The organism is Confluentibacter sediminis (genome assembly GCF_003258355.1).
Classification (GTDB): domain Bacteria; phylum Bacteroidota; class Bacteroidia; order Flavobacteriales; family Flavobacteriaceae; genus Confluentibacter; species Confluentibacter sediminis.
The window spans coordinates 74,450-99,269 of record NZ_QKPO01000001.1 but is presented as its reverse complement, the minus strand read 5'-3'; the positions used below and the strand labels follow the sequence as shown (position 1 = coordinate 99,269).

Sequence of the window (24,820 nt, the reverse complement as noted above, 5' to 3'; positions counted from 1 at the left end):
TAGTATCTCTTAAAAAATTTCTGTTTTAAACGGAATGATAAATAGCTAAGCAATAAGTTATCCAAAATTAATTTTGTGACACCTTGGCATCTTTCTTACTTTTTTTATGAGTTAATGACGCCTTAACAAACGCCACAAAAAGTGGATGTGGATTGGCAACAGTACTTCTATATTCTGGATGATATTGAACACCAACAAACCAAGGATGATTAGTGATTTCGACAATTTCAACCAATTTTGTGTCTGGATTAAACCCTGTCGCAATCATACCGGCAGCCTCCATTTGTGCTTTATAAGCACTATTAAATTCATATCTATGCCTATGACGTTCTCTAATTATGTCAGTTTTATAGATTTTACTTGCCAAACTATTACTTTTTAGTTCGCAATCCCAAGCACCTAATCTCATAGTACCACCTTTGCGAGTGATTGTTTTTTGGTCTTCCATTAAATCTATAATAGGATTTGGAGTATTTGCATCCATTTCTGTTGAATTGGCATTACTTATACCTACAACGTGTCTTGCAAATTCTATAACTGCCATTTGCATACCCAAACAAACACCTAAAAATGGCACTTTATTTTCACGAACATATTTTACGGCTGTAATTTTCCCTTCAATACCACGTTCACCAAATCCTGGAGCGACCAATACACCATCTAAATGACATAACTTTAATTTGATGTTGTCTTCATTTAAATATTCAGAATGAATGGATTCTATATTAACCTTCACTTCATTTTCTGCTCCAGCATGTATAAAAGCTTCTAAGATAGATTTGTATGAATCTTGTAATTCTACATATTTACCAATAAGCCCAATGGTCACTTCTGTTTTAGGGTTTTTATGTTTAAATAAAAATTGATTCCATTTGGTAATATCTGGAACACTAGAATGTAATGCTAATTTTTTTAAGACTACTTTATCTAAACCTTCTTTCAACATTAAATTTGGTACATCATAAATAGTGGATGCATCAATTGATTGAATAACGGCTTCTTCCCTAACATTACAAAATAGGGCCAATTTTTTTCGTAAATCGTTAGGCAAATGATGCTCCGTTCTACAAACCAAGATATCTGCCATCACCCCACTTTCCATAAGTGTTTTAACACTATGCTGGGTTGGTTTTGTTTTTAACTCTCCTGCTGCCGATAAATAAGGTACTAACGTTAAATGAATCACAATACCATTATTATCGCCTAAATCCCAACGTAATTGACGAACTGCTTCTATATATGGTAACGATTCTATATCTCCAACGGTTCCTCCTATTTCAGTAATAACAATATCATAATCGCCAGATTTACCAAGAATTTGAATGCGATGTTTAATTTCATCAGTTATATGAGGAACTACTTGCACCGTTTTTCCTAAAAACTCACCACGGCGTTCTTTATCAATTACACTTTGATAAATACGACCTGTAGTGACATTGTTTGCTTGACTCGTTGGTACATTTAAAAATCGTTCGTAATGCCCTAAGTCTAAATCTGTTTCAGCACCATCTTCAGTAACATAGCACTCGCCGTGTTCATAAGGGTTTAAAGTCCCTGGATCTACATTTATGTAGGGATCTAATTTTTGTATTGTTACTCTATAGCCTTGAGCCTGAAGCAATTTAGCCAGAGATGCGGCTATAATTCCTTTACCTAGAGAAGACGTAACCCCGCCGGTTACAAATATGTATTTTGCTGTAGTTGTCATGTTGCGCTTATAAACGCAGGCAAATTTACAAAATTAAAACAGTTATTAACGAATAGTTTTTTAGTTATTTAAACGGTTGTTATCAACAACAAACAGATTTAAGATAAAGTATTGTTAAATGATTTTTCACGGCAAAATTTTCAACTATTTTCGGCAAAATTACTTACAACCCAAGCACATAGGAATTTATATGTCTATACACAAATTTATTTTTGAACCCAATACACTAAACAGACACACTCTCACCTTACTTACAGTCTTTATAATCTCTTTATCAAATAGCTTATTTTCTCAAAATAAAACGAATGACTTTCACATGCCAACAGAATTCGAACAGCAACAGGCCGTTTGGTTTGCTTGATTAAAAAATAAAAACAAACATCTAATCAATAGTTATAATAGGATGCATGAAAATTATGAAATATCAAAAAATCCAGATCAAAACGTTAATCCTTTCAGAATTATAAAAATTCTGCTTCCATCTATGATAGAAAAAGCAGGACGCATGGAATTTAATAAAGCGAGAGCAAATGAACGACTTGCTATTGAAGATCAAAAATCCATAGGGAAGCAAATAAAACGAGTAGCTTCGGTATCTTACTTAAATTCCCTAGTCTCTAACGGGGTTATTATAAATACATCTTATACAAATCATGCTACATCTAGAGAACATGAATATAAAGTGAAAGCCATATTTAAAAATGTTTTTGCTAACTTAGAACAAGTATAAATTGATGCATTACCTCTTAATCGTAATGGCGAAGGCATACATTGCGTTACACTGCCAGAACCATTACAAAATAAAAACAAAAAATCTATGATTCCTTAATGCGAATGGCGATTAATAAAATTTAATTCTGAAAAATACAACTACTTTTTCAACTTTAAATTTTCAGCAAAATAACCCTAAAACATTTCATCATATTAACCTTTTTCTTACCAAGAGTTGCTTCACTAAACCAATAATAATTAGCGACTAAGTTTCAATAAAAAAACCATATCATCTTCACGAATATTTTTGGCCCTAAATGCATGTCTAGCATTTTTTTTATTTCAGCATCCAAATGAATATCTAGAACGTATATTTATATAAACAAACAAACAAACCCACTTATGAAAACTTTGATTAATTCAACACTTATCATATTGTACTTTTCTCTTTTAAGTTGCTCTAATTCTAATGAAGATATTAATAATTCTAGGGAAGATATCAATTCTAATCAGAATGATTTGGAGTCCTTACCAAAAGATGGAGGTGGTGTTCAAAAAGCAAACATACTTGGATCTACAAATGCTATTTATGGACATTATATATATACACCAAGTAATTACAGCAACAATTCACCTAATTACCCATTACTTGTTTATCTACATGGTTCAGGACAAGTAGGTAACAGCCAAACAAATCCCGACGAACTAAAAAAAGTAATAATTACAGGTGTCACAAAATTAATTGATCAAAAAAAATGGTCTCCAAAATTCCCTATGATTGTGGCTTCTCCACAACTAACATCTGGAAGCTGGAATGCAGATGACTTACATAGTTTTATAAGTTATTTAATAGCAAATTACAATATTAATGTTAATCGAATCTATATTACCGGCTTTAGTCTTGGTGCCTTTGGATGCTATAATTATATCTCCAAATATGGAGATGAATCATATGCAGCAGCGATTGTTCCTATTGCAGGAGGAGGCAATACAAATTCTGGAAGCAAATTCACCAATACTGCTGTTTGGGCATTTCATGGAGATATTGATACTACCGTTTCAAAAAACGGATCTATCGGCATGATAAATGCTATTAATGCTGCGAATCCTAAAACAAGAGCTAAATTAACCATATACCCTGGAATTGATCACGGTAGCGATAACAGAACTTTTGACGGTAGTGGCATGGGTACAGAAAGTAGTGATTATGATGCTTTTAATATGACTATATACGATTGGATGTTTTTGTATGAAAAATAATCATTAAACATGATTACTTTTTCAACTCCAACTTTTCCGCAAAATAATCACAGAAATCTTTCATGGTAGCTGTCATTTTCTCGTCTTGCGTAGCTCTATTAAAGGTATCGCTCATACCTACCAAAGTTTGATGAAAAAATACTTTCATATCATCAACGGGCATATCCTTGGTCCACAAATCAATTCTTAATGTTTCTTTATCTTTAGGATCCCAAACAGAAAGCATCATTGCTTTAGCTTCTTCATTTGTTATTCCCCCATCCTCAGCCGTCCAATGTAATTTTTCGGGAACTCTATTCTCGTCAAGTCTTACGGTTAATTCTATTTTAGATGTTATTTTTTTTGACATTATTTACGTGGTTTAAACTTAGTATTTGTAAAAATTTCTTCGGTACTGGCATCAAACATATGTATTAAGGACACATGGTTCTGATCCATGTAAGCCCTTACTATTTGCCATCCTATAAATTGCCCCAATTTGTCTGGTGATTCTGCATCTATTTGTTCTAAATAGAATTTAGAAAATGGTGCTGGAATTATAAATCTACCTGGTAATTTCGAATCTGTACTGTAAAGCAATTCCCTTTCAACAAAATAGCGCCATATTAAACTTTCATTAGCAATTGCCCAATCTAATTGTTCTTGCGTGTAGGCTATGCGCTCTGCTTCTGTTTTAAAAGGAATCATCATGTCTTTAAAATACAGTTGTTTTCCATAATAAATCATTTCATCCAAAAGGGTATTGTTTTGCGGACGATAAATATATCTCTGAGCATAAGCATCTGCAAGATCAACCACAATTTGGCCTTTATTCATATCTGCAGTAATATATTGTTGAATGCCTTGGTAAAACTCATGATCGCTTCCTAAATAGGTGTCTAAAGAAATAATATCGATTGTATCTGTAACAATTACCTTATGCCTGTAATCTACATCACTAGTTGTAGTAATTACTCTTGGTACCTTAAAGGCTGGGAAATAATATTTAAGATGGTTAAATAATGATTCTATTTCTTGTTCACTTTCATCAAAGTTTGGAAATGCTTTTTCAACCTCAAAAAACAATTGCTTTTGTAAGGTATCATTCAGCTTTTCAATCCAAAACGTATCGCTATATTTTTTGGAAAACATGAATGGATATGCGATCTGCAATTTTTTCAAATCGCTTTCTGATGACTCAGCAAATAGCTTATCAAATCGTTCTACCTGAATATCCGTTCCTATTTTAGCTATATCCTTTTCTAATTGGCTTTCTTTTTTACAGGAAATCACAACCATTAAGACTAGAAATAGATACAATAAACGGTTTAAATAAAACTTAAACGGCATAAATTTTTATTAATTAAGTGTTTGGTTTATTTTTGTTTACAAAGGTACTATTCTTGAATTTAAATTCATTTAATATGCAAACAGAAAAAGTTGTAAATCATATTGTAGATTGGTTAAAAGACTATGCTACTAAAGCGAGCGTCAATGGTTTTGTTATTGGAATTTCTGGTGGTATAGATTCTGCCGTAACCTCAACACTATGTGCAAAGACTGGATTAAACGTTTTATGTGTGGAAATGCCCATACATCAAGCACAAAGCCATGTAACAAGAGCCCAAGAACACATTAAACAATTAAAAAGCAGATTCGGTAATGTAAGTGACACCCAAGTAAATTTAACCCCTGTATTTGAATCATTTAAATCTGAAGTACTTTCTGAAGGCGATCAAGCCACTATAGATATGGCATTAGCAAACACAAGAGCACGACTCCGTATGACTACACTTTATTATTATGCTGGACTTTACAAATTGCTAGTAGCAGGAACTGGAAATAAAGTTGAAGATTTTGGGGTCGGTTTTTACACTAAATATGGCGATGGCGGTGTTGATTTAAGTCCGATTGCAGATTTATTAAAATCACAAGTTTATGAGCTTGGAACGTATTTAGAAGTACCTGATTCTATAATGAAAGCAGCACCTAGTGATGGCTTATTTGGAGATACCAGAAGTGATGAAGCACAAATTGGAGCTTCCTATCCAGAGTTAGAATGGGCTATGACAATGCACGATTTAGGCAAGAGCGAAAAAGACTTTTCTGGTAGAGAAAAAGATGTTTTTAACATATATAAGCGCTTCAATACAGCCAACAAACACAAAATGCTTCCTATACCAGTTTGCAATATCCTTAAAGAAATGTTATAAACCTTGCAAAATATTTAAAAAAATCCTACATTTGCGACTTAGGAAACTCTCTCAGCATAACACTCTCTAAAATATGTTATGTTTATCTAAAACCTAAAAATATATGATAAAATTATTAATAGCAGATCCGCACCCTATTGTAAGAAAGGGGCTTGAACATCTATTTTCTAGTTCTACTAACATTAAAATTGTTGGAAGTGTAGATAATGGCGAAGACATTCTTGAATTTCTAAAAAAAGAAACTGTAGACATTATTTTGTCTGAAATTGATTTACCAAAACTGAATGGTTTAACAGTTTTAAGATACTTAAAAACTGACTACCCAAACGTAAAAGCTGTCATGTTTAGTTCTCAACCAGAAGAAGTTTATGGTTTAAATGCCATAAAAGCTGGTGCCTTAGGGTATATTTCTAAAAATGTGAACATTATTACAATCAATGAAGCCATTATGAAAGTTCATGAAGGTGGTGTTTATTTAAGTAATGAATTAACACAACAGTTAGCTTTTGGTAGTAGAGTTAATAAATCTGGTTCTTTTTTCAAGAAATTATCGACAAGAGAAACTGAAGTTTTAAAACTTCTAGCAATAGGAAAGAAAAACAAAGAAGTTTCAAAAGAGTTAAATATTAACGAGAAAACAGTGAGTACTTACAAAGCACGTTTGATGAGAAAACTAAAAGTAACTAATATGGTTGATTTGGTAAATCAAGCAAAGCTGATGGACTCATAGTACACGATTAAGTTTTCTTGATAATAGCATTTTTAATCCAGAATAGTCTTTGACTTCTTCGAGAACTTCTCTGTTAATTTCCGATATGTTTCTCAATGTTTCCTGTTGAAATTCTAAGACTTTCTGTTCTATTAAAAAGCATCTTAAACTTAAAATGGTTTCACTAACTAATTGGGCAACGCTTTGTTTTTTACCTTTCGGATAAATATTCATGCGTTCCCAATTATCTAGTGAATATCGCTCATCTTCCATTAAAATAGTGGTAATCTCATTAGACAATTCTCCATCTACCGTATTTACGAACGTATTTAATTCAAAATTAGGATTTTGGTTTAGGGCATCAATGATGGTGTAATATAAGGTTTTGAATTGTGGATTTGAAAATTCCATCTCATCTTCCTGTAAATCTAAAAACACTTTTTCAAATACTTTTGCTGTTTGCTTAATAGGCTCTAAAACCAATTCATTTTTATCATTTTCCTTTAAGATTAAATCTTCAAAATCCTCTGTTTTATTTCCGTAAAGTAATAATACTTCTATTATTTTTCGTTCTAAAATATACTGAACATCTACTTTTTTTACGGGTTGCTGGTTTTTTATAACATCAAAAGCTTTTTGATTTGCTTTATACTGTGTATTAGCTTCTTGAAAATCTTTCTTATTAATCTGCGCCAGTGTACTAAATAAAACTTCTTCACTAATATCCATAATTCTAGCACACTCTTGAATATAGATTTCTTTTTTAATACGATCAGGAATTTTAGAAATGCTATTTACAATATCCCTTACCGTTTCTGCTTTTTTAATCGGGTCATTTTTAGAATCCTCAAATAATAAAGAGGCCTTAAATTGAATAAAATCTTTAGCATTTTCCTCAAGATAAATTGTAAGTTCTTCCAGTGTGTTTTTTCTAGCAAAACTATCAGGATCTTCACCTTCTGGAAAGGTACACACCCTAACGTTCATCCCTTGTTCTAAAATTAAATCTATACCACGAATGGACGCTCTCATCCCTGCGGCATCACCATCAAACAAGACCGTTATGTTTTTTGTCAGTCTATTTACTAATCTAATCTGTTCTGGTGTTAATGCAGTACCTGAAGAAGCTACCACATTTTTTATTCCTACTTGGTAAAACTGAATGACGTCTGTATAGCCTTCAACTAAAAAGCAATTATCTTCTTTGGCTATACTTTGCTTCGCATGAAAAATACCATATAGCACATTACTTTTATGGTACACTTCACTCTCTGGTGAGTTTACATACTTAGCTGCTTTTTTGTCATTGATTAATATACGTCCACCAAAACCTAAGACACGACCACTCATACTTTTTATGGGAAACATGATACGTCCTTTGAACCTATCAAAATGTTTATCGTCTTTAACAATGGTAAGCCCTGTTTTTTCTAGGTAATCAATATGATAACCTTGTTTTAATGCCTCGTCTGTAAATGCTTGCCAAGCATCTAACGAATAGCCCAAATCAAATGTCTTTATAGTTTCTTCGGTAAAACCACGTTCTTTAAAATAACTTAAACCAATAGATTTACCTTGATCGGTTTTATGAAGCGTTTTTTGAAAATAATTATTCGCAAACTCATTTACCAAATACAAACTTTCACGTTCGTTGGCATGTTCTTTTTGCTCATTACTCTGTTCGGTTTCTTCTATTTCTAGATTATATTTTTTAGCTAAATATTTAATAGCTTCTGGATAGGTAAAATGCTCATGCTCCATTAAAAATGCTACTACATTGCCTCCTTTTCCACTACTAAAATCTTTCCATATTTGTTTTACTGGCGATACCATAAAACTTGGAGAACGCTCATCGCTAAATGGGCTCAAGCCTTTAAAGTTACTTCCTGATTTTTTTAATTGAACAAAATCACCAATAACCTCCTCTACTCTGGCAGTTTCAAACACTAAATCTATGGATGCTGGTGAAATCAAATTGTTCTGTCATTCCTGTGAATGCAGGAATCTATTAAATAAACTATTATATACCTTGTGGATTCCTGCCTTCACAAGAATATCCATGTAAATGTAATATAAACTATTGATTATTGAAATTTAAAGTTATTTACAAATTTTAATTTGGTTAATATTTTCAACCAATTTCACATAAAATTTATACCATTATTTAGTTCCAACATTTAACAATCAAGCTCCTAATAACGAAGATTCTTTTTGTAATTTTACAAAAAGAATCTTTCTTTTTCAAAAACAACAACTAAAACTATTAAGATTTATTATGAACATTAAACACAAAACATTCTTACCAGCGATGAACTTTGTCTTTTTGGTAGGATTGTCATTATTCAGTAGCTCTGCAACAGCACAAAGACAAGCTGATTATGCCACAAAACTTGACACCGAACGTAGCATAGCTCCTTACTTCACTCCAGCCACAACAAAAAAAATGACTCCAAATGAAGATGGATTTATTCAACGGTGGCTACTCTTAGAACCCATTAACAAACCTAACCGCAGCAATACTGTTTTTACAGATAGTTACCTTAGAAAAGCATTTGACACTTTATATTTTAAAAATCAATTTACCGTTTTACCTAAACATGGAGACAAAGTAAAAGTTGGAAATCAAGAACTAAAGTGGCACGCCTTGGAAAGCACAAACTTTAATGTGAAATTATTTCGTTTCGCCTTTGGGTTAGACAAACAGATTTATGGTGTTCTTTTTTGGGCAGTAACTGTTGTTAATAGTCCAGAAGAAATGAAAAACGTTAGAATGGCCGTAGGATCTAATTCTGCATCTATGTGGTGGGTAAATGGAAAAGAAGCAGCACTACTTTCTGGAGACAGACGTATGGTTATGGATGATGTGGTTTCACGCCGCTTAACACTTAATAAAGGGAAAAATATTATTCGTGGCGCAGTCATTAACGGTCCGGGAATGAGTGATTTCTGTGTGCGCTTTCTTGATGAAAAAGGAGAACCGATAAAAGGCATCACAATTAGTTATGAATAGAATTAGTTCCTATTCAATATCAATTATAAAAAATTATTTACTGATGAAATTAAGCATTAAAAAGATAAGCATAACAGCCATATTATTAGTATTGTTATCCAGTACATTAATGGCACAAGTAGGAAAACCATTTATTCACGATCCCTCAACAATTATGGAATCTGACGGGAAATATTACACATTTGGCACTGGCGGCGGCGGATTAATCTCCGAAGACGGCTGGACGTGGAACGGTGGCGCAGAAAGACCAGGTAGAGGTGCCGCTCCCGATGCTATAAAAATTGGTGATCGTTACCTTATTGCCTACGGCACTACTGGTGGTGGTCTTGGAGGTGGCCATGATGGTAAAATAAATACCATGTGGAACAAAACACTTGACCCAAAGTCTCCTGACTTTAAATTTACAGATCCTATCGTGGTGGCAGAATCTAAGAATATGGAAGATAATGATGCCATCGACCCAGGGCTTTTATTAGACCCAACTGATGGGCGTTTATGGCTATCTTATGGAACCTACTTTGGAAATATTCGCCTTGTGGAACTGGATCCAAAAACAGGAGAACGTGTAAAAGGAAATGAGGCTTTAGACATCGCTATTGATTGTGAAGCTACAGATTTAGAGTATCGTGACGGATGGTATTATCTTCTTGGAACACACGGAACTTGTTGTGACGGCTCAAACTCAACCTATAACATTGTTGTTGGTCGCTCCAAAAAAGTAACAGGCCCTTATCTTGACAATATGGGACGAGACATGTTGAAAGGTGGCGGAAAAATGGTAGTATCATCAGGCGGAGGAAGAGTTAATGGTGCTGGACACTTCGGACGTACAGTTCTTGAAGATGGTGTTGAAAAAGTGTCTTTACATTATGAAGCTGATTTAGATCAAGGTGGTCGTAGCGTATTAGCAATAAGACCATTATTATGGAAAAATGGATGGCCTTATGCTGGCGACAATGTTAAAGAAGGCACTTATGAAATTGAATCTGAAAGACGTGGATATGGCTTAGAATTGATAGTCGACTTTGTAAGAATGCCACGAACAACACGAGGATTTGGTGCCGCTTCTGACGAACCAATCGTATCGGTGCCTTCACAACAATTATCAGATGTGATCAATACGTGGCCAACTGGAAATATTGATGTTAGAATAGGAGACTATATAGCACGTCCACATCAAAAATGGACCGTTACGCCAGTTCCTGACGTACCAGGTTTCTTGGGAACTCCTTCTTATAAAATAGTAATTGCAGGAACAGAAAGAGCATTGGCAGCAACAGCGGATGCTGAATTAGTGACGGTCCCAAAATTTACTGGAGCTCCAGAACAATTATGGAGAATCGATCAATTGACTGATGGAACCTATAGAATCATGCCTAAAACTATTCCTAATTCAAACAAAAAGTTAGCACTAATATCTGTTGGGGATAGTACACCAACACTTGGAGAATTTGATATGAATAGTGATAATTCCAAATGGAATTTTAAAGCTGATTAAAAAAATATTTCTTTATTAAAGCGAAAGACACACGTTGATTTAACGTGTGTCTTTTTTTATAAAAATTCTGACTTCTTAGATTTTTTATCTTTCCCTATGAGAAATAAATACTAAATCTGTGAATCTGCCCATATAAATGTATCTCAGTCCTACGAAGGTAGGAATGACAGAACAATTTAATGTCTAAATTATTTAGAAATTTGATTTTGCAAACAATTCCATATCATTATAATCGTCATTTATCCAGGATGACTTAAAACACATAAAAAAAGCAGTCTTCTTTAAATATTTTTATCATTTTTGTGTTTATGAAAAAAATCGATATTAGAACAGTAGATGTTGTTCAATATTTACAACCATTACGAGAAGGCGGCTCCCTTCCTGCTATTGTGAAAGCAAACGATGATTTTTTGTATGTGCTAAAATTTAGAGGAGCTGGCCAAGGAAAAATGGCACTGATAGCAGAATTTATTGGTGGTGAACTTGCTCGTGCAATTGGTTTAAAAGTTCCTGAATTGGTATTTATGAATCTAGATGAGTCGTTTAGCAAAACCGAACCCGATGAAGAAATTCAAGACTTGCTTAAATTTAGCGTCGGTTTAAATCTAGGTTTACATTTTTTATCAGGGGCTATAACATTTGATCCTTTAGTGACAAATGTAGATGCTTTAACTGCTTCAAAAGTGGTTATGCTAGATAGTCTTATTAGCAATATTGACCGAACAGATAAAAACACCAACTTATTATACTGGAATAATGAGTTATGGGTTATTGACAATGGGGCTAGTTTTTATTTTCATCATAACTGGGAAAATTGGAGATCTCATCTCACTAGAACATTCCCTCTCATTAAAGATCATGTCCTTTTAAAAAAAGCAGATAAGCTAACAGAAGCTGCTGTAGAAATTAAACAATCACTAAGTATTGATAAGATTACAGATATTATATACTCTATTCCAGAAGACTGGTTGAATAACGAATCTGATAGTATGAATTCCGATGCCATGCGAGCTGCTTATATAGAATTTATAACTATCAAACTTTCAAATATTGATGTATTAGTAAAAGAAGCGGCCGATGCAAGATAAATTTACATTTAAATACACCATTATCAGAATTGTTCCAAAAGTGGAACGAGAAGAGTTCTTTAATGTGGGCGTCATCCTTTTTTGTAAAAGAAAAAAGTTTTTAGATATCAAATATCATATTAGTGAAGCCAAATTAAATGCCTTTTCTTCTGAAATAGAATTAAAACTATTAAATGATTATTTAAATGCATGGAAACTAATATGTAAAGGTGATCCTTCTAGTGGGAAAATAGGTCAACTAGATTTATCTGATCGATTTGGATGGCTTACTTCTTGCAGAAGCACTATAATTCAAAGCTCTATAACGCACTCTGGGTTCGACAGTGATCCCCAAAAAGCATTAGAGGATATATTTGAAAAGCATGTTTTATAAAGGTGCTTGGGTTTAATAAACTAAGCGTAAAAACAGATATAAAAAACCATTATTGCTAGTAAACACTACCCATTTTATTCAGAAACCGTCAAACGAAACTTAAAAATAAAGTTTTAAAAACTTTAACTATACCACATAAAAAAGCCCGCATATGCGGGCTTTTAATTTTATAGATTAGCAATACTAATTAAAACTTGCATTAGATAACATTAATTGCGAAGGTTCTTCTTCTGTAACACCTGGTGCGGTATATAAAATATATAAATTGGCCTTTTCTTTTTGGGCTCTAATTGGTATATTAATCATCACGCTACGCTCTCCCGCTTTTGGTTTTGGCATAGAGCCTCTACCTAAAACTGGCCCATCTGGTGCATTCAATCTTACCTCAAAAGCATATTGTGCCTTTGGTGGTTGTCTAAAAAATCTAGCATTTAAGGCTACAGATTTCACTCCTGTTAAATCGATATTTTCTAATGCAAACCAACCTTTGGACTGATCTAAAATAACCATGCCATTACCATTAAAATTTCTAACATTGGCACCTTCTTTTTTCATATCTTCTTTAAAAGACACGGTGCTACTTGGTAATATTACCGATTTAGAACCTATTAATGGCATAGTGCCTGTTTCTCCCTCATCTGTGTAAGTGGCAGTAATACGCATTAATTGTCCAGGGTTTTTAGGCTCGGCTTTCACTTTTCCTTTAGCTGGCAATGATTTATTATTAGCTCCATCATCTGCTAATGATAAAATATAAGACACTATTTGTCTCGATTCATCTTTAGTAATGTTAGGATGTGCTGGCATCATCACTTCTCCCCAAACACCAGAACCACCAGATTCAATTTTGCCTTGTAAATAAGCCATAGCTCCACTTTTATTTTTATATTTCTGTGCTACATCTATATATTTTGGCCCTACAGATGCTTCAGCTTCTTTATGGCAAGCTTTACAATCCATAGATTGTGTTAATGCTTTGCCTGTTGCTGTTACCGATGCTTCTTGATGACCTAAGTATGCTTCTTCATTATCAACCTGCTCTAAATAATCTACACTTACAAAAATATTATCTTCAATAACTTTTTCGTTACCATCTGGATCGGTTACTGTTGCATTATACTCAACAGATTGTCCTGGCAAGAAGAAAGAACTATTCCCTCCAATAATATCTATTTTAACCTCTGGTCTAGAATTACCAGCAACAATCAATAAAGACTCACTGGATGCTGACTCTCCTTTATCATCTTTAACGTCGACAGAAATTTTATAAGATCCAGCTTTATTATAGGTATATGTTAATTCGGGGACTTTAGTTTCTTTGGTTTCACCATTTCCTAAGTTCCATGTATAAATCATTGGATCTTTTTCTCTTTCTCTAGCCTCAACTTTAGCCGTTATTTTTAAAGGCAATTTACCATTATTAACATCTACAGATATACCTTCCACGACAGGTGGTCTGTTACCTTCTTTATATTGAATATAACTTAAACCAGAATCTGCATTTTGGGTAAACCAACCATTTCCATATTCTAATAAATAAATTCTACCATCAGGGCCAACTTCCATATCTATTAAAGCATTCAGTTTAATATCTGACGCAAAAGGCTCCATTTTACTATAACTACCATCCTCATTTAAATGAACTGCAAACATCCAACCACGTACCCAATCATAAATGATTGGCATACCATCATAATAGCTCGGTATTTTTTCGGTTCCTTCATACATATCGGAATAATAAGTAGGTCCTGCCATAGCATTTCTACCACCTGAAGCCAATTGTGGAAAATCTGCTGAATTTCCATAGTCATAATAAATAAGTGCAGGCTGAGCACTTGGAAGTTCCGTTAAACCTGTATTGTTTCTAGAATTATTTATTGGCTTATCAGGATTGAATGGCTCTCCAGATTTCCCTGTTTCATAATCATAGTCCACATAAGGCTTATTATCTGCAATAAACAAAGGCCATCCATAATTTCCTGCTTTTTGTGCCTGATTTATTTCATCATATCCTCTAGGACCACGAGTTTTCAAACTATCTGCTCTTGAGTCTGGTCCGACTTCACCCCAATACAAGTAGTTTCTTTTCATATCTATGGAAATACGGTATGGATTACGATGACCCATTGTATATATTTCTGGTCTGGTTTTAGGAGTACCTACTGGGAATAAATTTCCTTCAGGAATACTGTAACTACCATCTTCATTCATTTTTATTCTCAATATCTTTCCTCTTAAATCATTGGTGTTCCCTGATGATCTTCTAGCATCATATTGCATATGACCGGGAATATCATTCAATGGCGCATAACCATTACTAACATATTTAGCATCCCTTTCGTTAAAAGGTGTCGAGTTATCTCCTGCCGACACATAAAGTAAACCGTCAGGTCCAAAAGCTATAGAACCGCCCGTATGACAACAGATTTCCCGTTGACTAGCTACATCTAAAATAACTTGTTCAGAAGACAAGTCGAATACATCATTTTTAAACTTGAAACGTGATAGTCTATTGACACTTTCACTACCTGCAGGAGAGTAATAGACATATACCCAATTATTTTTTATAAAATCTGGATCTTTTTGCATACCTAAAACTCCCTCTTCAGCATTTACTCCGGGTGCACTTGAGGAAAAATAAACATCTAATTTTGCGACCTCTTTAAGTTCTTTCGTATCAGCTTTATAAAGCATTATTTCACCTCTTCTTTGTGAAATAAGCACATCACTATTTGGTAGCACCGTCATTTCTGTTGGCTCATAAAACTTACCTTCAGTTAACATCACTTTAGAAAAACGGTCTGCTGCTGGCGGAATTTGAGAAGTCACTTTTTTATAGTTTAAATTCTCATTTTCACCAATGGCATATTTAATACCACCTAAAAGATGTTTTAAAAATAATTCTTCTGTATAGCTTTCATCGGTATGACCTGCACCAGTATAAAACGCTCTACCTCCATCAAAATCATGATACCATGAAATAGGATGAAAATCACCATTTAAACCACCTTTATAAGATGATTCATCTAAAGTCATTAATACATGGACATCTGGATTTATTTTTTTGTAGTTATACAACTCATCAGTACGATGCCAAATAGTATCTGTAAAAAATTCAGTCGCTATAAAATTTTTGTCTTTAATTATAAAATCAGCTTCAGGTGTGCCAAACGGATGACTTAAAAATTGAGCACCTACCAATTTGTTATACCATCCCCAATCATATTCGGTATCTGCAGCAGCATGTATTCCTACAAAGCCACCACCTGCTTGTATATATCGTTCAAAAGCAGCTTCTTGATAATGATCTAAAATATTACCTGTGGTGCTTAAAAAGATGACCGCTGCATATTGTTTTAAATTGTCTTCGTTTATTAATTCGGCATTTTGGGTTGTATCAACTACAAAACCATTTTCCACACCCAATTTTTGAATAGCTGCAATACCAACTGGAATAGAAGCATGCTTAAATGCTGCTGTTTTAGAGAATACTAATACTTTTGGAGCTCCTTCTCTTTTATTACTACAAGAATTTAGGGACAAAATAGCCCCAATTAACAATACGGTTAATACCTTTTTCATTAGTTTAGTTATCTTATTTTTTAGTTTGGGCGATAAAGTAAACTATTTGAAAAGTTTAAAACAAAAGTTTAACTTTAATATTAACATATTCTTAACTAATTCAAGAATAATCTTAAACTATTAACAAAACCTCATTAAATAAGATAAAAAATCACATTCTTTCTGGAACCTGAATTCCTAAAACATGAAATGCCATTTTTATGGTAGAAGCTACCTTTTTAGATAATTGTACTCTGAAAATTTTTTCATTTAAATCAGCGGCTCCTAAAATAGAAACATTTTGATAGAATGAATTAAATTCCTTTACCAATTCATACGTATAATTGGCAATCAACGCAGGACTATGTTGAGATGCTGCATTTTGAATCACTTCTGGAAATAATTCTAGCTGCTTTAATAATTCCTTTTCTTTTTGATGCAATGATAATTCAATATCAGCAGATAAATCGAAATCTGCTTTTCTTAATATAGCTTGAATTCTGGCATAGGTATATTGAATAAAAGGCCCTGTGTTCCCTTGAAAATCTATAGACTCTTTAGGATCGAATAAAATACGTTTTTTGGGGTCAACCTTTAATATATAATACTTTAAAGCCCCTAAACCGATGGTTCTATAAAGTGATTGTTTTTCATCTTCAGAATAACCATCTAGTTTACCCAACTCTTCTGAAATTTCCTTAGCAGTACTGGCCATTTCATCAATTAAATCATCGGCATCTACAACGGTTCCTTCTCTACTTTTCATCTTTCCGCTAGGCAAATCAACCATCCCATAACTTAGATGATATAAATTTTTGGCCCATTCAAAGCCTAATTTTTTCAATATTAAAAACAGCACCTGAAAATGATAATCTTGTTCATTCCCAACAGTATAAACCATGCCGCCAACATCTGGAAAATCTTTGATACGTTGTATAGCCGTACCAATATCTTGCGTCATATAAACGGCGGTACCATCACTACGCTGTACAATTTTTTTGTCTAATCCATCGTCGGTTAAATCACACCAAACTGAACCATCTGCTTCTTGAAAAAAAACGCCGGATTTTAAACCCTCACCAACAAATTCTTTTCCTAACAAATAGGTGTTACTTTCATAATATAAGGTATCAAAATCAACACCCAGATTTTTATAAGTTTCATTAAAGCCTTTATAAACCCAACCATTCATTTTTTCCCAAAGCTCAACAACATGTTTGTCTCCAGCTTCCCATTTTTGGAGCATTTGTTGAGCTTCTAATAATATAGGTGCATTCTTTTTAGCTTCTTCATCAGATTGTCCTTTATTAACTAAGTGCTCTATTTCCTTTTTATATTCTTGGTCGAACTTTACATAATAATTCCCAACCAACTTATCGCCTTTTAACCCTGTACTTTGTGGAGTTTCTCCATTTCCAAAACGCTCCCAAGCCAACATACTTTTACAAATATGAATACCTCTATCATTTATAATTTGGGTTTTATATACTTTTTTACCAGATGCTTTTAAAATTTCAGCTACGCTATACCCTAAAAGATTATTTCTAACATGTCCTAAGTGCAAAGGCTTGTTCGTATTTGGCGAAGAATATTCAACCATCACAGCTTTTTCATTTGCATTTCGTTTTACAAAACCGTAGGATTCATCATCTTTAATTGTATTGAAAAAATTGATATAATAAGCATCAGATATTTCAACATTCAAAAAACCTTTAACAACATTGAAAGCTTTAACTTCAGCTACATTTTCAACCAAATAATTTCCAATAGTTTCACCTATTTGAACTGGATTACCTTTTACAACCCGTAACATTGGAAAAATAACAATGGTTATATCTCCTGCAAATTCTTTTCTAGTTGCTTGAAATTCTACCGTTTCCAATTCGACATTAAAAGATGCTAAAACGGCTTGTTTTACTTGGTTTGACAAAGTCTCTTGAAGGCTCATTAAGGGTGTTTTTTTGGTGAACAAAGATAAAACTTTTATCAAAGCTTTATTGTAAAAAAACATTGACTTATAATACTTAGGAAGAATTACTAAACAATTGATTATTAAACACTAGAGGAAAGATGCTTTTTAAAGGATAAAAAAGAGATTATCAAAACCCTCAAAATTTTAACGATATTTCAACGAAAAACAACTGTTTTTCTATGTTTTTTGCCGTTCATCTATTCATCGGTTTTTTGCAAAAAAACCCAATAACTCTTTATCTAATATTTTGGTATTAAAACGCCGAAATTAGATTTTAACTTAGCTTTTTCCAACTTTTGTTATGTAAAGCTATTACTCAAAATAAAATTGAATTTTTTTTAACGTCAACAACCTAAATAAAATTCAATAAAAACATCTTTGTTTCCCTCAACAAGATGTTATATCATAATGGGTTTAAAGCGCATTATAACTAATTGTATGAGGAAAATAATTGTTTTAATTATTTTTATGTTTTTTTTTAAATCTGGTTTTTCGCAAAACTCAGACATAGATAGCCTATCCATACAATTAGCGTTTCAAAATGCAGATACTTCAAAGGTTAACACATCTCTTAAACTTATTGAGAAACTTTACGAAATCAATGATTTTGACAGAGCCCTCAAGTACATTATAGAGAGTGAAAAATTATCTTCTACACTAGACTACAAAAAAGGTATAGCAGAGATTATATATTACAAATCCTTAATATATGCACAAAAAAATGATTATATCAATGCCATAAACGGTTATAAAAAATCTAAAGACATTTTCAACCAATTAAAAGACACCTTAGGCGTTGCAAAAGTTAATAACAGCATTGGTGTTATAGAAATTAATAGAGGTAATTATATTAAAGGTTTACAATATTCATTATCTGCCATTAAAGAACTTGAAAAAAGAAATCTTAAAAACGATTTACGTTTAGCTTATAGCAATTTAGCTAAAGCCTATTATAATATTAAAGATTACGATGCTTCCATAGAATTTTATTTAAAAGCCTTGCATATACAAGAGTCATTAAATGATAAAAAAGGTATTGATATATCTAATAGTCAATTAGCTGAACTTTACTCTATGAAGAAAGAATACAGAAAATCTATTGACTACTATGAAAAAGTTTTAGCCAACAACCCTACCAATAATGATTCTATACAAAGTATAATTTATCCTAAACTTGGTGGGGAATATCTACAATTTAATGATTATGATAATGCTACAAGATATCTTGAACAAGGATTAAACATTAATAGACGCATTAATAACAAGCAAGGTTTGCTAGCCTCTTTAATTAATCTGGGAAATTTAAACTTGCAGCAAAACAAATTAGCAATTGCGGAAGTACAGATTCTTGAAGCAGGCGACATTGCCAAAGAAACCAACAACAGAACAGAGCTATTAAAGCATTACAAGCTAATGAAAGCCTTGGATTCTATTAGAAATAAATTTGACAAAGCATTTGTTTGGCAGCGTAAGTATTATGACTTAAAAAACAGTCTTATTGAAAATAATGCCTCTAGTAATGAGGATACCATTGAAGAATCTGAGTTAGATTTAAGTTTAAACTTTGACCAGAAATTATCACAAGAAGATAATAACGTTACCAAGAAAGCCGAAATTTCAAAAACCAAAAAAGATCTTGATAGACTTCAGTTAATTTTTTATGCTTTACTAGCCACTCTAGCTATCGTTTCTACGTTTTTAATATTAATTTATATAAAACGTAATAGTAGTTTAAAATATGCTCAAGAATTAGAAGAAAAAAATATTAAGATAGAGCTACAAAACGAAGCCTTTCAAGAGCAGACAAAACACTTAGAAAACGTAAACCATGTTAAAGACAAATTGTTTTCTATCATTTCACATGATTTAAAAGATTCATTATCATCCATAAATAGTTTTATTGATTTATTAAAAGACGGTTCGCTAACCAGAGCTGAGTTTGATAATTTAATACCAGAATTAAGTGAAAATGCCAATAATGCTTCTTTATTATTATTTAATTTATTGAACTGGTCTAAATCTCAAATGCAATCTCTTAAGCCAAGCCCTAGTTTATTTGATGTTCAAGAAATTTTTGAAGGCAAAGTAAGACTTATAGAACAGCGTTTAGAAAGCAAAGGCATCGAATTGATAGATCATTCTTTAAGAGATTTTGCCTATGCTGATAGAAGTATGGTAGAAATCGTCATTCAAAATTTACTTGCCAACGCATTAAAATTCTCTAAAAAAGGAGATACCATCACCATATCCAATCACATAAGCAACGGTCATTGTATTATTAGTGTTGCCGATACCGGGATTGGAATTCCCAAACAAAATATTGAAAAACTTTTTAAAAACAATACATTTACTACTGTTGGTACAAACAATGAAAAAGGAACTGGATTAGGATTATCTATTTGCAAAGAATTGGTAGAATTAAATGGTGGTAAAATTTGGGTTGAAAGTACTGTAAATGTTGGAAGTACTTTTTATGTACAATTACCAAAATCGAAACCAACAAACTAGCATCATATTTTTGGCAAGAACACTTCCGCCATCATACAACGGGCACTTCCACCTCCACACGCTTCAATAGTATCTAAAGAACTAGTTACAATACGATTATGCTTTTTAAGAATTTCTATTTGATTTGTTGTTAGCGCATTATATGCCGCTTGACTCATAACTAACAAAGGCATATCATCAGCTCCTTTTACTTGAAGCATATTACCGGCAAAGCTAGTTACTTGATTTTCTGTTATTGCTATGATTTCTTTACCATCTTGTTTTAAATGACTAATAACATTTTTACGCTCAGATTTATCATCGATACAATCTAGGCAAACAACTGCAAAACGTTCCCCTACGCACATCATGACATTCGTGTGATATATAGCCTTTCTCTGTTTATTTATTGTTTGGTTCGCTGAAAAAATAACTGGAGTGTATTCAAAATCTTCACAAAATTCTATGAACAAATCTTCATAGGCACGAGGAGATAAAGCACAATAAGCTTTTTGATTTACTCTATCTAAAACAATACTTCCCGTACCTTCTAAAAAAACATGTTCTTCTTCTGCACTTGTGTAATCTACTATATTATTAATTACAAAATCGTTATCCTCCAATATATTTAAAACATCCTCCCTGCGTTCCAAGCGTCTGTTCTCTGCAAACATAGGATATAAGGCAACTGTTCCGTTTTCGTGAAATGACACCCAATTATTTGGGAAAATAGAATCTGGCGTATCGTAGTCCAATCTATCATCAATCACAATCACATTAACGCCTACACTTTTAAGTTTAAAAACAAAATCGTCAAACTCTTTTTGTGCTTTAGCATTAACCGTTTCTGGCAGTACATGATCCAAGATCTTTTGATAATAATTATTTACAGCCGTTTGTTCATTCATCCTAAAATTTACAGGACGAATCATTAAAATTGTATTTGTAATTTGTTGCATGATAATTAATGATAATAAACAAAATTATAACTTTTAAAAACAAAAAACATATTGACAGAGTCATAAAAAAAACCGAACTTAGCTTCCTTACTTTTTATTCGTTTACATATGAAACCTTTTATTTTCTTTATCATTGCCTTAAGTTTTTTTCAACTCTCATTCAGTCAAAACGATTGGGAAAATCCTGAAATATTTCAACAAAATAGAGAAAAAGCCCGTGCTTCTTTTTTTACATATTCAACATTAGAAAAAGCAAGACTTGATAACCCAGAAAATGAAGAATTCATTAAGTGTTTAAATGGAAAATGGAAGTTTAACTTCACCGACCATTCAGACCAAGGTATCCCCAATTTTCAGAACATTGGTTTTGATGACAGTAAATGGGACGAAATTCCCGTTCCAGGCAATTGGGAAATGTATGGCTATGGTTATGCTCATTACACGAATGCAGCATATCCTTTTAAATCGAATCCTCCTTTTATTCAAGATTCGCAAAACTCAATAGGGTCTTACATAACCTATTTTGAGGTTGATGAAAATTGGTTGAACAGAGAGGTTTATATTCAATTAGGTTCAGTAAAATCGGGTTATTACCTATGGATAAATGGAAAAAAAGTGGGTTACAATCAAGACTCCAAGCTTCCTGCCGAATTCAATATCACTCCTTATTTAAAAAAGGGTACTAATAAATTGGCTGTAAAAGTTTTCAAATTTACAGATGGCAGCTATTTAGAGGATCAAGATTTCTGGAGATTGTCCGGCATTCAACGCGATGTGTATCTTTTTGCCAGACCAAAAACACATATAAGTGATTTTTTTGCAAAAGCCTTATTAGATGCTAATTATGAAACTGGTGAATTCTCTTTAGAAGCTGTTGTAAAAAACACCTCCAAAAAAGCATCTAATTTAAAACTCCAATATCAAATTTTAGACGCTGATGGCAATAATATATTATCAAACGAAAACGCATTAAAAAGCAATGCTTTTAGTATAAAAAATGTCAGCTTTACGGGTGAAATCCCGAAAGTTCATACATGGTCTGCAGAAAATCCATATTTATATACTTTACTATTGAATCTAAAAGATAGCAAAGGTAAAACTATCGAAGCCACTTCAATTAAATTAGGATTTAGAACTACCGAAATTAAAGGAGGCCAATTATTGGTCAATGGAAAACCTATTCTTTTAAAAGGTGTGAATCGTCATGAACACAACGAAAATTTTGGACATGTTGTTAATGAAGAAAATATGTTGGCAGACATCAAAATGATGAAGTTGAATAATATCAATGCCGTTCGAACTAGTCACTATCCTAACGATCCGCTTTGGTATAAATTATGTGACCAATATGGTTTATACATTTATGATGAAGCCAATGTGGAATCCCATGGTATTGGCTATGACCCAAAAAATACTTTGGCAAATAAACCACAATGGAAAGCCGCGCATGTAGAACGCATTCTTAACATGGTTGAACGTGATAAAAATCACCCATCGATCATTGTTTGGAGTATGGGAAATGAGGCAGGAACGGGCTCTAATTTCTTAGAAGCCTACAAAGCCGTTCATGCTCGTGATAAAAACAGACCTGTCCATTATGAACGTGCCGAGAGAGAAACAGATATAAAAGAACACCATACCGATATTATTGCAAACATGTATGCACCTATTGATTGGGTGTCTAATAGATGGTTGGGAACTGATGCTGAACGTCCTTTTATTTGGTGCGAATACTCGCATGCCATGGGTAATAGTTCTGGTAATTTTAAAGAATATTGGGATTTGGTGCGTAACAACAGACAAATACAAGGTGGCTTTATTTGGGATTGGATGGATCAAGGGTTAGTAAAGTATAATGATGAAGGCACTAAATTTTGGGCTTATGGAGGTTATTTTGAACCTGAAGGCGTTTACAACGATGGTAATTTTTGTTTCAATGGTTTAGTGAATCCAGACTTAACACCACATCCAGGTTTGTTTGAAGTCAAAAAAGTCTATCAAAATATTCATTTTAAAAACCTGAATATTTCTGAAGGCACTATAACTATTATGAATGAGCATTTTTTTAATGATTTAAATAATTATTTGATTCATTGGAATATTATTGAAAATGGTAAAGTTATCCAAACAGGTAGATTTGAACCCATAGGCGTTTCACCTCAAACAGAAAAAGAGTTCAACTTAGGTTTAAAAGATTTTAACCCTAAAAATGGTAGTGAATATTTCTTAAATATCTATGCCGCACAAGGGAAAGACACTTATATGATTCCTTTTGGACATATGGTTGCTTCTGAGCAGTTTGCTTTATCAACTTTTAAAAATATGTTTGTTAAACCAACAACTTCAAGTAAGATGATGGTTAAAGATACTAACGAGGCTATTTTAATTACTGGCGAAAATTTTACTACCATTATTTCTAAAAAAACAGGAGCCATCACATCATACAAATTGAATAATTATGAATTGATGAATAATCCTTTAGTGCCTACGTTTTGGAGAGCTCCAACAGATAACGATTTTGGAAACAACATGCCTCAACGTGCCGAAGTTTGGAAAGAAGTTATGAATAATGCTACATTAGAAAGTATAACGTCTAAAATCGTATCTCCTTCTGAATTATCGGTAAATACAACACTTAAATTACCAACCATAGAAGGTGAAATAGAAATCGTTTATAGTATTTATGGTGATGGAACCATCAATGTAAAGTATAAATTCGAGGCTAAGAAAACTGATTTATCTGAAATTCCACGAATTGGTATGGTGTTTAGAATGCCCAAAGAATTCAGTAATCTACAATATTACGGTCGCGGGCCTTGGGAAAATTATATAGACAGAAATACAGGTGCATTTATTGGGCTTTATCAATCTATAGTAACAGAACAATATGTTGCTTACGGTAGACCTCAAGAAAATGGACACAAAACGGATACCAGATGGCTCAGTTTAACAAATCAATTTGGATTGGGTTTTAACATTCAAGCAAATGGACAGCCGATAGAATTCAATGCCTTGCACCATAGTACTGAGGATTTTGACCCTGGAAAGGAAAAACTTTTAAAAAGTCCGGCCGATATAAAAGATAGGGATTTTGTTGAAGTGCATCTAGACAACAAAATGATGGGCGTTGGTGGCGATAATAGTTGGGGTTCTAGACCGCATAAGCCTTATATGTATTATACGGATAAGGTTTACAATTATAGTTTCACCATAACTCCTGAATTTTAAGGAATAGCAAATTGAATTTATAAGAAAATTTTTATAAATTTATTAACTCGATTTTTAAATTATT

The 24,820-nt window shown here is 33.0% G+C and carries 17 protein-coding genes; 10 read left to right on the top strand and 7 right to left on the bottom strand.

Features of this window, described 5'->3' with window-relative positions; translation table 11 throughout:
* Positions 1-67: 67 nt before the first annotated feature.
* Entirely contained in the window at positions 68-1,708 is a 1,641-nt protein-coding gene (gene pyrG, locus DKT72_RS00460) for a CTP synthase (RefSeq protein ID WP_111306749.1), read from the bottom strand.
* 484 nt (positions 1,709-2,192) lie between these two features.
* Here pyrG and DKT72_RS00455 point away from each other — a divergent pair, with 484 nt between their 5' ends.
* On the top strand, positions 2,193-2,438 hold the full coding sequence (locus DKT72_RS00455; protein ID WP_220628054.1) for a hypothetical protein: 246 nt from the start codon (positions 2,193-2,195) through the stop codon (positions 2,436-2,438).
* A 383-nt stretch (positions 2,439-2,821) separates the two neighbouring features.
* Positions 2,822-3,679, top strand: coding sequence for a carboxylesterase family protein (locus tag DKT72_RS00450; RefSeq protein ID WP_111306747.1), 858 nt, complete (start codon positions 2,822-2,824; stop codon positions 3,677-3,679).
* Between the two features lie 13 nt (positions 3,680-3,692).
* Here the strand turns inward: DKT72_RS00450 and gldC are convergent, their stop codons facing one another.
* Positions 3,693-4,028, bottom strand: a complete 336-nt coding sequence (gene gldC / locus DKT72_RS00445; protein ID WP_111306746.1) for a gliding motility protein GldC — start codon at positions 4,026-4,028, stop codon at positions 3,693-3,695.
* Positions 4,028-5,008 carry a gliding motility lipoprotein GldB gene (gene gldB / locus DKT72_RS00440; protein ID WP_111306745.1) on the bottom strand — a complete coding sequence of 327 codons (981 nt, stop codon included), beginning with the start codon at positions 5,006-5,008 and terminating at the stop codon, positions 4,028-4,030. The genes gldC and gldB overlap by 1 nt, the downstream gene beginning before the upstream one ends.
* 74 nt (positions 5,009-5,082) lie before the next feature.
* On the opposite strand from gldB, the gene nadE reads away from it, so the two are divergent.
* Positions 5,083-5,871, top strand: coding sequence for an NAD(+) synthase (gene nadE / locus DKT72_RS00435; protein WP_111306744.1), 789 nt, complete (start codon positions 5,083-5,085; stop codon positions 5,869-5,871).
* 103 nt (positions 5,872-5,974) lie between these two features.
* Positions 5,975-6,601, top strand: a complete 627-nt coding sequence (locus tag DKT72_RS00430; protein ID WP_111306743.1) for a response regulator — start codon at positions 5,975-5,977, stop codon at positions 6,599-6,601.
* On the opposite strand, the gene dnaG is transcribed toward DKT72_RS00430, so the two are convergent.
* Positions 6,596-8,554 (bottom strand): DNA primase, encoded by a 1,959-nt coding sequence (gene dnaG / locus DKT72_RS00425; protein ID WP_111306742.1) that lies wholly within the window; start codon positions 8,552-8,554, stop codon positions 6,596-6,598. The two genes, DKT72_RS00430 and dnaG, sit on opposite strands and share 6 nt — an antisense overlap.
* Positions 8,555-8,855: 301 nt before the next feature.
* On the opposite strand from dnaG, the gene DKT72_RS00420 reads away from it, so the two are divergent.
* The 4 genes from DKT72_RS00420 to DKT72_RS00405 all read left to right on the top strand — a co-directional run bounded on the left by DKT72_RS00420 (position 8,856) and on the right by DKT72_RS00405 (position 12,549).
* A complete protein-coding gene (locus tag DKT72_RS00420) occupies positions 8,856-9,590 on the top strand; it encodes an acetylxylan esterase (RefSeq protein WP_111306741.1) in 735 nt (244 codons plus the stop codon).
* A gap of 43 nt (positions 9,591-9,633) precedes the next feature.
* A complete protein-coding gene (locus DKT72_RS00415) occupies positions 9,634-11,088 on the top strand; it encodes a family 43 glycosylhydrolase (RefSeq protein ID WP_111306740.1) in 1,455 nt (484 codons plus the stop codon).
* A 308-nt stretch (positions 11,089-11,396) separates the two neighbouring features.
* Positions 11,397-12,176, top strand: coding sequence for a HipA family kinase (locus DKT72_RS00410; protein ID WP_111306739.1), 780 nt, complete (start codon positions 11,397-11,399; stop codon positions 12,174-12,176).
* On the top strand, positions 12,166-12,549 hold the full coding sequence (locus tag DKT72_RS00405; RefSeq protein WP_111306738.1) for a DUF3037 domain-containing protein: 384 nt from the start codon (positions 12,166-12,168) through the stop codon (positions 12,547-12,549). Before DKT72_RS00410 ends, DKT72_RS00405 begins: the two co-directional genes overlap by 11 nt.
* A gap of 183 nt (positions 12,550-12,732) precedes the next feature.
* Here the strand turns inward: DKT72_RS00405 and DKT72_RS00400 are convergent, their stop codons facing one another.
* Both DKT72_RS00400 and argS read right to left on the bottom strand, forming a co-directional pair.
* The gene (locus tag DKT72_RS00400) at positions 12,733-16,131 is read right to left on the bottom strand and encodes a ThuA domain-containing protein (protein WP_111306737.1); all 3,399 of its coding nucleotides are present in this window, start codon (positions 16,129-16,131) and stop codon (positions 12,733-12,735) included.
* 151 nt (positions 16,132-16,282) lie between these two features.
* Positions 16,283-18,058 (bottom strand): arginine--tRNA ligase, encoded by a 1,776-nt coding sequence (gene argS / locus DKT72_RS00395; RefSeq protein WP_111307035.1) that lies wholly within the window; start codon positions 18,056-18,058, stop codon positions 16,283-16,285.
* A 462-nt stretch (positions 18,059-18,520) separates the two neighbouring features.
* On the opposite strand from argS, the gene DKT72_RS00390 reads away from it, so the two are divergent.
* The gene (locus tag DKT72_RS00390; RefSeq protein ID WP_111307034.1) at positions 18,521-20,590 is read left to right on the top strand and encodes a tetratricopeptide repeat-containing sensor histidine kinase; all 2,070 of its coding nucleotides are present in this window, start codon (positions 18,521-18,523) and stop codon (positions 20,588-20,590) included.
* Between the two features lie 2 nt (positions 20,591-20,592).
* Here the strand turns inward: DKT72_RS00390 and ctlX are convergent, their stop codons facing one another.
* A complete protein-coding gene (ctlX, locus tag DKT72_RS00385; protein WP_111306736.1) occupies positions 20,593-21,528 on the bottom strand; it encodes a citrulline utilization hydrolase CtlX in 936 nt (311 codons plus the stop codon).
* 108 nt (positions 21,529-21,636) lie between these two features.
* On the opposite strand from ctlX, the gene lacZ reads away from it, so the two are divergent.
* Entirely contained in the window at positions 21,637-24,756 is a 3,120-nt protein-coding gene (lacZ, locus tag DKT72_RS00380) for a beta-galactosidase, LacZ type (RefSeq protein ID WP_111306735.1), read from the top strand.
* Positions 24,757-24,820 lie beyond the last annotated feature (64 nt).

Bases quoted from the DNA above. Each gene is read 5' to 3' on its own strand.
- pyrG (WP_111306749.1), bottom strand. From the start codon at position 1,708: ATGACAACTACAGCAAAATACATATTTGTAACCGGCGGGGTTACGTCT.
- DKT72_RS00455 (WP_220628054.1), top strand. From the start codon at position 2,193: ATGATAGAAAAAGCAGGACGCATGGAATTTAATAAAGCGAGAGCAAAT.
- DKT72_RS00450 (WP_111306747.1), top strand. From the start codon at position 2,822: ATGAAAACTTTGATTAATTCAACACTTATCATATTGTACTTTTCTCTT.
- gldC (WP_111306746.1), bottom strand. From the start codon at position 4,028: ATGTCAAAAAAAATAACATCTAAAATAGAATTAACCGTAAGACTTGAC.
- gldB (WP_111306745.1), bottom strand. From the start codon at position 5,008: ATGCCGTTTAAGTTTTATTTAAACCGTTTATTGTATCTATTTCTAGTC.
- nadE (WP_111306744.1), top strand. From the start codon at position 5,083: ATGCAAACAGAAAAAGTTGTAAATCATATTGTAGATTGGTTAAAAGAC.
- DKT72_RS00430 (WP_111306743.1), top strand. From the start codon at position 5,975: ATGATAAAATTATTAATAGCAGATCCGCACCCTATTGTAAGAAAGGGG.
- DKT72_RS00420 (WP_111306741.1), top strand. From the start codon at position 8,856: ATGAACATTAAACACAAAACATTCTTACCAGCGATGAACTTTGTCTTT.
- DKT72_RS00415 (WP_111306740.1), top strand. From the start codon at position 9,634: ATGAAATTAAGCATTAAAAAGATAAGCATAACAGCCATATTATTAGTA.
- DKT72_RS00410 (WP_111306739.1), top strand. From the start codon at position 11,397: ATGAAAAAAATCGATATTAGAACAGTAGATGTTGTTCAATATTTACAA.
- DKT72_RS00405 (WP_111306738.1), top strand. From the start codon at position 12,166: ATGCAAGATAAATTTACATTTAAATACACCATTATCAGAATTGTTCCA.
- DKT72_RS00400 (WP_111306737.1), bottom strand. From the start codon at position 16,131: ATGAAAAAGGTATTAACCGTATTGTTAATTGGGGCTATTTTGTCCCTA.
- argS (WP_111307035.1), bottom strand. From the start codon at position 18,058: ATGAGCCTTCAAGAGACTTTGTCAAACCAAGTAAAACAAGCCGTTTTA.
- DKT72_RS00390 (WP_111307034.1), top strand. From the start codon at position 18,521: ATGAGGAAAATAATTGTTTTAATTATTTTTATGTTTTTTTTTAAATCT.
- ctlX (WP_111306736.1), bottom strand. From the start codon at position 21,528: ATGCAACAAATTACAAATACAATTTTAATGATTCGTCCTGTAAATTTT.
- lacZ (WP_111306735.1), top strand. From the start codon at position 21,637: ATGAAACCTTTTATTTTCTTTATCATTGCCTTAAGTTTTTTTCAACTC.